At 69.4% G+C, this 10,248-nt stretch carries 8 protein-coding genes and 3 tRNA genes; 5 read left to right on the top strand and 6 right to left on the bottom strand.

The genetic code is table 11. From position 1 onward, the window contains the following. On the top strand, window positions 1-857 hold an 857-nt coding region (locus GUY60_RS27295; protein ID WP_223178741.1), incomplete at its 5' end, for a DUF6177 family protein. 393 nt (window positions 858-1,250) lie between these two features. On the opposite strand, the gene GUY60_RS39560 is transcribed toward GUY60_RS27295, so the two are convergent. The 4 genes from GUY60_RS39560 to GUY60_RS27280 all read right to left on the bottom strand — a co-directional run bounded on the left by GUY60_RS39560 (window position 1,251) and on the right by GUY60_RS27280 (window position 2,474). Further along, window positions 1,251-1,379, bottom strand: a complete 129-nt coding sequence (locus GUY60_RS39560; protein WP_281368587.1) for a hypothetical protein — start codon at window positions 1,377-1,379, stop codon at window positions 1,251-1,253. A 699-nt stretch (window positions 1,380-2,078) separates the two neighbouring features. After that, a tRNA-Ile gene (locus GUY60_RS27290) sits at window positions 2,079-2,155 on the bottom strand. A 168-nt stretch (window positions 2,156-2,323) separates the two neighbouring features. After that, window positions 2,324-2,396 (bottom strand) — tRNA-Asn (locus GUY60_RS27285). Window positions 2,397-2,401: 5 nt separating this feature from the next. Further along, window positions 2,402-2,474: transfer RNA gene (locus GUY60_RS27280), tRNA-Asn, on the bottom strand. 148 nt (window positions 2,475-2,622) lie between these two features. Between GUY60_RS27280 and GUY60_RS27275 the strand changes: the two genes are divergently transcribed. From GUY60_RS27275 to GUY60_RS27260, 4 genes are all read left to right on the top strand, one after another. After that, window positions 2,623-2,922, top strand: coding sequence for a YtxH domain-containing protein (locus GUY60_RS27275; RefSeq protein ID WP_161702466.1), 300 nt, complete (start codon window positions 2,623-2,625; stop codon window positions 2,920-2,922). A 123-nt stretch (window positions 2,923-3,045) separates the two neighbouring features. Then, window positions 3,046-4,482, top strand: a complete 1,437-nt coding sequence (locus GUY60_RS27270) for an FGGY family carbohydrate kinase (protein WP_161702464.1) — start codon at window positions 3,046-3,048, stop codon at window positions 4,480-4,482. A 114-nt stretch (window positions 4,483-4,596) separates the two neighbouring features. Beyond that, window positions 4,597-6,330, top strand: a complete 1,734-nt coding sequence (locus GUY60_RS27265; RefSeq protein WP_161702463.1) for an ABC transporter ATP-binding protein — start codon at window positions 4,597-4,599, stop codon at window positions 6,328-6,330. Continuing rightward, the gene (locus tag GUY60_RS27260; protein ID WP_161702461.1) at window positions 6,330-8,258 is read left to right on the top strand and encodes an ABC transporter ATP-binding protein; all 1,929 of its coding nucleotides are present in this window, start codon (window positions 6,330-6,332) and stop codon (window positions 8,256-8,258) included. The genes GUY60_RS27265 and GUY60_RS27260 overlap by 1 nt, the downstream gene beginning before the upstream one ends. A 14-nt stretch (window positions 8,259-8,272) precedes the next feature. Here GUY60_RS27260 and GUY60_RS27255 read toward each other — a convergent pair whose 3' ends face one another. Beyond that, entirely contained in the window at window positions 8,273-9,610 is a 1,338-nt protein-coding gene (locus GUY60_RS27255; protein ID WP_161702459.1) for an RNA polymerase sigma factor, read from the bottom strand. Window positions 9,611-9,743: 133 nt separating this feature from the next. Beyond that, a partial coding sequence (gene dnaG, locus GUY60_RS27250; RefSeq protein ID WP_512700843.1) for a DNA primase occupies window positions 9,744-10,248 on the bottom strand: 505 nt, incomplete at its 5' end.

Raw genomic sequence — 10,248 nt, 5'->3', positions numbered from 1 at the left:
GCACCCGCCTCACCCTGCCCACCCGCGCCGCCCTCGGTGGGCACCCCAACCGCTGGGTCGTCCAGGACGAGGCGTGCGGCTACTACGATGGCCTGTCCGGCGCCGTACTGCGGTGGCAGAACGGCGCGTTCACCCCCGTACGTACGCCCGACGGGAACGCCGAGGTCGCACAGGCCTTCACCGAACCCGCCACCGCGGGCACGCAGGAGCGCCAACTCATCCTCGCTGTGCGCACCCGTCACGATCCCGATGAAGATCTCGTTCTCGGCGGGGCTCTTGAAGCCTGCTGGCGGGCTCTCACCGGTGCTCCTCCAGCTGGATGGGGCACCGCCGAGCCCATCAACCTGCCCTGGTCCAAACGCCAGTTGACCGAACTCACACGCGGGCGTGCCCCCGAGCCGAGCTGGCTGGCCGTGGTCGGACACACCGACCGTCCTGCCATCGCCACCTTGAAAATCTCCCGCACCGCGACCGGAGTCGAAGAAGAGATCACACTCGCCCTCGGCTACGGCCACGACGAGAACCCACCCCTCGACGCGATCGAACCCCTGGCCGCCACACTGGCCGCAGAGCACGGCCTGACATCCCTGCTCACCTCACTGCGCACAGCCCGCCGCGACCTGACCTTGCCAGCGCACCTCGAAGCGCCTCCCCTCCCCGTCTCGTTCACCCTCGGCGTCGACCGGGTCAAGGAGATCGGCCTGGCCCGAGCCGGCCGACCACCGCTCGCCCTCAAGCCCAGCCGCCTCGGCCCCGACCGACGCCCCGCCATGCACTATCCCCTCGGCGACGGCACCGACCCCACCGCCTGGAACGACTTCCAAACCCTCACGCAGCACCTGCGAAGCGCCGCATGACCACGTAGAAGAGGGCAGCGCCTTGATGCCCCTCTCCAGGGCCACCCCCGCGTGCGCCAGGAGCGGAGCTTCGGGTACTGCGCGGGGGAGCAGGTGCGACATGACCACGACACCAGCTTCGAGCTGAGTCATCCCTGCGTTTGCGGGTATGGGCCCGGCGTCGTTCCGGCGATCTATCCCGAGGACCGCCGCTCCCGGCGCATGCAGGGAGCGGCGCCGACCTTCAGCGCGGCGTCCTTGAGACGTTCGTTTCCTCCTCCACCCGTGCATGCGGGGACGGCCTCCGCCTACTGCGGCCGCAAGCAGATGGACGCGGCTGCTCCTCGCGTATGTGGCGCTATTCGCTAGGCGTCAGCACAGTGTCTCCACCTGCACCACCCCAGTTTTCGTCGCTTACCCCGCAGCGGCGTCGAACCGGCCCTCAGCCAGCTCCGACCGGTGCCGCTCGAAGAGGGTGAGGATCACGCCAAGTGCCGTCGCCAAGTTGCCGATCTTGTAGGCGGCCCGCGAAGTCTCCAGCACATCAAGGCCACCTCGACCTTCGCCAGCACCTCAAGGGCCTTGTCGTCCAGGCCAGGTACTGCCGTCACTCCACCGACTCCAGCTCGTCGTACAACTCGTTGAAGGGAGCCGGATCGTCCTGACCCGCAAGCGCGTTGTGCGAGAGCTGGGGAGTGATCTGCGGCTGGCGGGCAGCGACTCGTCCGCCTACATCGACCAGATCTGGGGCAGGTCGGACTGACTAGCGGCGAGCATGCGGTGGTTCCGTGACGCCACCACTAGTCGCCCCGACTCAACACCGTTCAACACCGGCGGGCCGATGCCAGGATCCGTCGCGCTGGACGTTGGCCACAAGCTAGCGGCACCTGGGTTCCATTGGCCAGGGAGGAGACACCGCGCTAGTGCCGGATAACGCGTCCACGCCACCTTCGACGGCCGTGCACAGCCACATACAGAGGAAGCTCGAGCCTACGTCGCCACGGTCTCGAACTGCAGTTTCAATAACCTCATGTCCCCTGAGTGTCCCCTGGGCGCGCCCCCAGCGCGGTTCACCGCACCAACAGCCACAACATCCCCACAGGTCACAGCCTCAGGAACCACTCCAGCCCCACCCGTTCACGGAAGTAACGCCAACGGAGTCGGATCCGTTAGGCAAGAGCTCCGCCTGCGGACACCCAAAAAGACGTTTACGCAGGCCAGAAGGTGTTTCTGACCTGCGCATGGTGGGGCGGGTGGGACTCGAACCCACGGCCGACGGATTATGAGTCCGCTGCTCTAACCGGCTGAGCTACCGCCCCTTAGCGGCGTGTCGCGTACACATGTACGCGCCGTTCTGCCGCAGCATAGCCGCTCATACGATCTCCCGCGTCGGATGGTCGGCTCCGCATGACCATGAGGACTGCGCCCGTGCGCGCATGGTTCCCCGGCACATGAAAAAGGACCCCCGAGGGGGTCCTTCTTCACTGCTCTCCCGACTGGACTCGAACCAGTAACCTGCCGGTTAACAGCCGGCTGCTCTGCCAATTGAGCTACAGGAGACTGCGCTCCCCCGACTGGACTCGAACCAGTAACCTGCCGGTTAACAGCCGGCTGCTCTGCCAATTGAGCTACAGGGGATTGTCCTGCTGCAACGACGTCACCTGCCTGGGGATTCCCGAGCGGCGTGCGTTCGCTGCGACACATACATTAGCGCAAGCAGGGGGGTGCTCCGCCAATCGGTATCGGGCAGGCGTCCCCGAACCGGACGCAAGGAAGGGTGACAGCCATGCGGTACAAGCTCACGTTCGTCGCCGGACTGGCCCTGGGCTACGTGATCGGCACGCGGGCCGGACGCGAGCGCTACGAGCAGATGAGGAAATCGGCGCGCCAGATCGCACAGAACCCCGCCGTGCGCAACACGGTGGAGTCCGCCGCGCAGAGCGGCCGCGACATCGCGGGCAAGGCCTTCGCCGCGGTGAGCGACAAGGTCGGTGACCGGGTCCCGGACTCGGTGGCCGACCGGGTGCGTTCGCTGCGCGAGAAGAGCCAGGGCGGCGATGACGACTGGGGCACCAGCAACACGTAGCCGCTGACTTGCCCGTACCCCTCCGTCGCACGGTCGGTGGAGGCGTGTGCCCCGGGCCTTCGGAAGCGTCGCGTAGCTTCCGGCGGCCCGGGGCACGCGTGCGGTAGGGCAAAATCAAGTGCCATGGGGATAGTCGCCGGCTTGGACAGTTCATCCGAGTCCACACGCATCGTCGTCTGTGACACCGACACCGGTGCCGTGATCAGGCAGGGGTACGCGCCACATCCGTTGGAGGGCAGGCCAGCGGACGTCGATCCGCAGGCCTGGCTGTTGTCGCTGGGTGAGGCCGCCACCGGCGGGCTCCTCGAAGGCGTCCAGGCCATCGGCGTGTCGGCGCAGCAGAACGCGGTGGTCCCGCTGGACGCGCAGGGCGGCACCGTGCGCCCCGCGATGGTCGGCGGCGACAAGCGGGCGCAGGTCGCCGCGGTCGATCTGATCGACGCGCTCGGTGGCCGGCAGGCCTGGGCCGAGGCCGTGGGTGTGGTGCCGCAGGCGGCACAGCCGGTGACGAAGCTGCGCTGGCTGGCGCGGACCGAGCCGGAGGCCGCGCAGCGCACCGCGCTGGTGCTGCAGGCGCACGACTGGCTGGTGTGGCAGTTGCTCGGCCGCCCGGTGCGGCGCACCGCGGACCGCGGCGGCGCTTCCGGTACGGGGTACTGGTCGGCGGCGAACGGCGGTTACCGCCCGGATCTGGTGGAGCTCGCGCTCGGGCATCAGACGGCGCTGCCGGAGATCATCGGGCCCGCCGAGGCCGCGGGGACGACGCCGGAGGGGCTGCTGATCTCGGCCGGGACCGGCGAGACGATGGCGGCCGCGTTCGGCCTGGGGATCGGTGTCGGGGACGCCGTGGTGTCGCTCGGGGCCTCCGGGTCCGTGATGGCGGTGCACCACGAGGCGCTGGCCGATCCGCACGGGATGATCACGTCCCTTGCCGACGCGACCGGGATGCACCTGCCGGTGGTGCACACGCTGAACGCCGTACGGGCGCTGCGCGGTACGGCGGAGCTGCTCGGTACGGATCTGGACGGGCTCTCGGAGTTGGCGACCAAGTCGACGCCCGGCTCGCACGGACTGGTGATGCTGCCGTACCTGGAGGGCGAGCGCACTCCGCAACTGCCGCACACCGCGGGCACGTTGAGCGGGCTGCGCCGGGAGTCGATGAAGCCGGAGCATCTGGCGCGGGCCGCGTTCGAGGGCATGCTGTGCTCGCTGGCCGACGCGCTCGACGTGCTGCGCGGGCGTGGCGTGGAGGTGCGCCGGGTGTTCCTGCTCGGGCCCGCCGCCGATCTGCCCGCGGTGCAGGCCGCGGCGCCGATGCTGTTCGGCGCGCAGGTCGTCGTACCGCAGGCGGCGGACTACGCGGCGCTCGGCGCGGCGCGGCAGGCGGCGTGGGCGCTCGGCGTCTCGCAGGGCACGCTCGACGCGCGGCAACCGCCGGTCTGGCAGGGCGCGTCGGCGCAGGTCTTCGAGCCGGGCGAGGAGCTCGCGGTCGGGCAGGCCGTGCGGCAGCAGTACGTGGCGGTGCGGGACCAGACGCACCCGGGGGCGTTCCAGGGGTGAGCCGGGAGAGCTTGACCGATCCTTGAGTAAATCGGTTGAACTCTGGTCGGGGCAGTGTCGGAGGATGGGGAGTCCCGTTGAAACACTTCCTCCGGCTTCTGCGATGGGTATCGCGTGCTCATACGACTCCTGCGGACGCATCTGGCGCCGTACAAGAACTCCATAGCCTTGCTGGTGGCGCTGCAGTTCCTGCAGACCTGCGCCACTCTCTATCTGCCCACCCTCAACGCCGACATCATCGACCGCGGTGTCGTGCGGGGAGACACGGGCTACATCCTCACCTTCGGTGCCCTGATGATCGGGGTCACCGTGGTGCAGGTGGTGTGCAACATCGGCGCCGTGTACTACGGCGCGCGTACGGCGGCCGCGCTCGGCCGGGACGTGCGGGCCGCGATCTTCGACCGGGTGCAGTCGTTCTCGGCGCGTGAGGTCGGGCAGTTCGGGGCGCCGTCGCTGATCACCCGGACGACCAATGACGTCCAGCAGGTGCAGATGCTGGTCCTGATGTCGTTCACGCTGATGGTGTCGGCGCCGATCATGTGCGTCGGCGGCATCGTGATGGCGCTGAGCCTCGACGTACCGCTGTCCTCGGTGCTCATCGCCGTGGTTCCGGTGCTCGGCATCGCGGTCAGCCTGATCGTGAAGAAGCTGCGGCCGCTGTTCCGCACCATGCAGGAGCGGCTCGACACGGTGAACCGGGTGCTGCGTGAGCAGATCACCGGCAACCGTGTGATCAGGGCGTTCGTGCGGGACGCGTACGAGAAGGAGCGGTTCAAGGGGGCCAACACCGAGCTGACCGATGTGTCGCTCGGGACCGGGCGGCTGCTCGCGCTGATGTTCCCCATCGTGATGACCGTGGTGAACGTGTCGTCGATCGCGGTGGTCTGGTTCGGCGCGCACCGGATCGACGGCGGCGCCATGGAGATCGGCGCGCTGACCGCGTTCCTCGCCTATCTGATGCAGATCGTCATGTCCGTGATGATGGCCACCTTCATGTTCATGATGGTGCCGCGCGCGGAGGTGTGCGCCGAGCGCATCGAGGAGGTGCTCGACACCGCGTCGAGCGTCGTGCCACCCACCGATCCCGTACGGGAGTTGGCGCGGCACGGGCATCTGGAGGTGCGGGCCGCCGGGTTCGCGTACCCGGGGGCCGAGGAGCCGGTGCTCAAGGCGATCGACCTGGTGGCGCGGCCCGGGGAGACCACCGCGGTGATCGGGTCGACGGGCAGCGGGAAGTCGACGCTGCTCGGGCTCGTACCGCGGCTTTTCGACGCCACCGAGGGTGAGGTGCTCGTCGACGGCGTGGACGTGCGGACGCTGGAGCCGGCGCTGCTCGCCCGGACCGTGGGGCTCGTACCGCAGAAGCCGTATCTGTTCTCCGGGACCGTCGCGACGAATCTGCGGTACGGGAATCCGGACGCCACCGACGCGGAGTTGTGGCACGCGCTCGAGGTGGCGCAGGCCAAGGACTTCGTGGAGAAGCTGGAGAACGGGCTCCACTCCCCCATCGCGCAGGGCGGGACGAACGTGTCCGGCGGGCAGCGGCAGCGGCTCGCCATCGCGCGGACCCTGGTGCAGCGGCCGGAGATCTACCTCTTCGACGACTCGTTCTCGGCGCTCGACTACGCGACCGACGCGGCGCTGCGGGCGGCGCTCGGCGCCGAGACCGCCGAGGCCACCGTGGTGATCGTCGCCCAGCGGGTGTCGACCATCCGGGACGCCGACCGGATCGTGGTCCTCGACGAGGGCCTGATCGTCGGCAGCGGGCGCCATCACGAACTGATGGCTGACAACGAGACCTACCGGGAGATCGTGCTCTCCCAGCTCACGGAAGCGGAGGCAGCCTGATGGCCGGGCCTGGCGGGCGAATGATGGCCGGGGGCGGCCCTGATCAGCGTTCCCTGGATTTCAAGGGTTCGAGCAGACGGCTGCTCGCCCAGTTCGAACCACAGCGGGCGACGATGTACGCGATGCTCGTCGCGGTCCTCCTCAGCGTCGCGCTGTCCGTGGTCGGGCCGAAGATCCTCGGCAAGGCCACCGACCTGATCTTCGCGGGGATCATCGGGCGTGACATGCCCGAGGGCGCCACCAAGGAGCAGGTGCTCGACGGCATGCGGGAGAGCGGCGACAACGGTGTCGCCGACATGCTCTCGGGCACCGACTTCACCCCGGGCAAGGGCATCGACTTCGGGGCCGTCGGCGAGGTGCTGCTGCTCGCGCTCGGCGTGTTCGTGGTCGCCGGTCTGCTGATGGCGGTGGCGACCCGCCTTGTGAACCGGGCGGTCAACCTGACCGTGTTCCGGATGCGCGAGGACATCCAGACCAAGCTGTCCCGGCTGCCGCTCTCGTACTTCGACAAGCGGCAGCGCGGCGAGGTGCTCAGCCGCGCCACCAACGACATCGACAACATCGGGCAGACGCTGCAGCAGACCATGGGGCAGCTGGTGAACTCACTGCTCACGATCGTCGGCGTACTGGTGATGATGTTCTGGATCTCGCCTCTGCTCGCCCTGGTCGCGCTGATCACGGTGCCGCTGTCGTTCGTCGTCGCGACGCGGGTCGGCAAGCGCTCGCAGCCGCACTTCGTGCAGCAGTGGAAGTCCACCGGCAAGGTCAACGCGCACGTCGAGGAGATGTACACCGGGCACGCCCTGGTAAAGGTCTTCGGGCGGCAGGACGAGTCGGCGAAGCTGTTCGCCGAGCAGAACGACGCGCTGTACGAGGCGGGGTTCAAGGCCCAGTTCAACAGCGGGGTCATGCAGCCGCTGATGTTCTTCATCTCCAACCTCAACTACGTGCTCGTGGCCGTGGTCGGCGGTCTGCGGGTCGCGTCGGGCACGCTGTCGATCGGTGACGTGCAGGCGTTCATCCAGTACTCGCGGCAGTTCTCGATGCCGCTGACGCAGGTCGCGTCGATGGCGAACCTGGTGCAGTCCGGCGTCGCCTCCGCCGAGCGGATCTTCGAGCTCCTCGACGCGGAGGAGCAGGAGGCCGACCCGGTGCCGGGCGAGCGTCCTTCGCGGTCGCGCGGCGAGGTCGCGTTGGAGAACGTGTCCTTCCGGTACGAGGAGGACAAGCCGCTGATCGAGGACCTGTCGCTGACGGTCGAGCCGGGCCACACGGTCGCGATCGTGGGCCCGACGGGCGCGGGCAAGACCACTCTGGTCAACCTGCTCATGCGGTTCTACGAGGTCACGGGCGGGCGGATCACGCTCGACGGGGTCGACGTGGCGAAGATGTCGCGGGACGAACTCCGGTCCGGGATCGGCATGGTGCTGCAGGACACCTGGCTGTTCGGCGGCACGATCGCGGAGAACATCGCGTACGGGGCCTCGAAGGACGTCACCCGCGAGGAGGTCGAGGAGGCGGCACGGGCCGCGCACGCGGACCGGTTCATCCGCACCCTGCCCGACGGGTACGACACGGTCCTCGACGACGAGGGCACGGGCGTCAGCGCCGGCGAGAAGCAACTCATCACCATCGCGCGGGCGTTCCTCTCGGACCCGGTGATCCTGGTCCTCGACGAGGCCACCAGCTCGGTCGACACCCGTACGGAGGTGCTGATCCAGAAGGCGATGGCACGGCTCGCGCACGGGCGTACGTCGTTCGTGATCGCGCACCGGCTCTCCACGATCCGGGACGCGGACACGATCCTGGTGATGGAGAACGGCTCGATCGTCGAACAGGGCACGCACGCGGGCCTGTTGTCCGCCGACGGGGCCTACGCACGCCTTTACAAGGCCCAGTTCGCGGAGGCGGTGGCCGAGGTCGACTGACGCCGGCCCGCGGGTCAGTCGAGGTAGCCCCGCAGCTGATCCGCGAAGGCGTGGTCGCGGAGTTTGTTGAGGGTCTTGGACTCGATCTGCCGGATCCGTTCCCGGGTCACGCCGAAGATCCGGCCGATCTCCTCCAGGGTGCGGGGGCGGCCGTCCGCGAGGCCGTACCGCAGTTGCACGACCTTGCGTTCGCGTTCACCGAGGGTGGAGAGGACCGCCTCCAGGTGCTCGCGGAGCAGCAGGAACGCCGCGGACTCCACGGGGCTCGCGGCGTCCCCGTCCTCGATGAGGTCGCCCAGGGCCACGTCGTCCTCCTCGCCCACCGGGGCGTGCAGGGAGACGGGCTCCTGGGCGAGCCGCAGCACTTCGCCGACCCGCTCGGGCGCCAGGTCGAGCTGGTCGGCGACCTCTTCGGCGGTGGGTTCGTAGCCGCGCTCCTGCAGCATGCGGCGCTGCACGCGGACGACGCGGTTGATCAGCTCCACGACGTGCACGGGCACCCGGATCGTGCGGGCCTGGTCGGCGAGGGCGCGGGACATGGCCTGCCGGATCCACCAGGTCGCGTACGTGGAGAACTTGAAGCCGCGCGCGTAGTCGAACTTCTCCACCGCGCGGATCAGGCCCAGGTTTCCCTCCTGGACGAGGTCGAGCATGGTCAGGCCGCGGCCGATGTACCGCTTGGCGACGGAGACGACCAGGCGCAGGTTCGCCTCTATCAGGCGGCGCTTGGCCATCCTGCCCCTGACCACCAACTGGTCCAGATCCAGGGCGAGTCGGGTGTCCAGATCGGAGCCGTCGGTCAGCTTCTCCTCGGCGAAGAGTCCGGCCTCGACGCGGCGGGCGAGCTCGACCTCCTCGGCGGCGGTGAGCAGGGGGATACGGCCGATCTCGCGCAGGTACTGCCGGAACAGGTCCGACGAGGGGCCGCTGGTCTCGGGCCGGGGACGCGGTACGGGCGGCTCGATCCGCTCGACCGGCTCATTCCGGTCGTTCGGCTCGCTCGCCTCGGGGGGCTCATTCGGCTCGTTCGGCTCGTTCGGCTCCGGGGCCTCGGCTGTGGTGTCCGCGGCGTCGACCGGTTCCGGGCGGTCCGCCTCCGGGTGGTCGGCGGCGCGGCCCTGCGGCGGGACCAGGATGACGTCGCCGTCAGGGGTCGGTGGCGTCAGCGTGTGGCTCTGGGTCTGCACGGGCGCGACCTCCAGGGTGATCGCCGCCGCACCGGGGGTGCACGGCAGCGGTTCGTCCGGGTCGGTGGCGGCCGCGCCGCCGTCCGTCCCGTAATCGATGAGCGGATCCGCGGCGTCGTCGGGCCCACGCCCAGTGGGCCGACCGCGCTCCGAAGACTCAGGCACCGCCACCCAGTGTGGGGTACGACACATCCCCGCCACGAGGGGCGTGCGGCGACTTTCTGAGTCCGGTGCGTGACCGTCCGGTTACCCGGGCCGCACGGACATGGTCGAATTCGAGCCCCGGCTCAGGCGGGCGTCAGAGCGCGTCGGCGCCGCGCTCGCGCAACGCCCTTCCGTACTGCTGGAGTACCCACAACTCGTTCTGCGCGGCGGCCAGTTGGTCCGGGGCCGCGTGCGGGCCGAGGCGGGCGAAGCTGCCCTGGAGGTCGCGGACGCGGCGGTCCACGGCACGCAGCCGGACCTGGACGAGCTGCTCCCCGGCGTACACCTCGTCGACCGTTCTCCGCATGATCGCCTCGACGGCCAGCTCGGTGACCATGGCGCGCACCGTGTCGTCCGGCGCCGCCTCCCGCACCCGGGCCAGATAACCGGACGGGTCCGGTACGCCCTGCTCGGCACCGCCCGCGTACGCCACGGCCTCGCGCACCGCGGCGTAGGGCGGGGCGGTGAACTCGTCCGTGCCGTACGCGTCGAAGGCCGGGGAGACCAACTGCGGGTACTGCAGGGCGAGTTTGAGCAGCTCGCGCTCGGTGCGGTGGGCGGGGCTGCGCAGGTTCAGGGCCGGGCCGCCGGAGGTCTGG

The sequence above is a fragment of the Streptomyces boluensis genome, assembly GCF_009908195.1.
GTDB lineage: Bacteria > Actinomycetota > Actinomycetes > Streptomycetales > Streptomycetaceae > Streptomyces > Streptomyces boluensis.
Note: the sequence above shows the minus strand (reverse complement) of the source record. Positions and strands in the feature narration are given on the sequence as shown.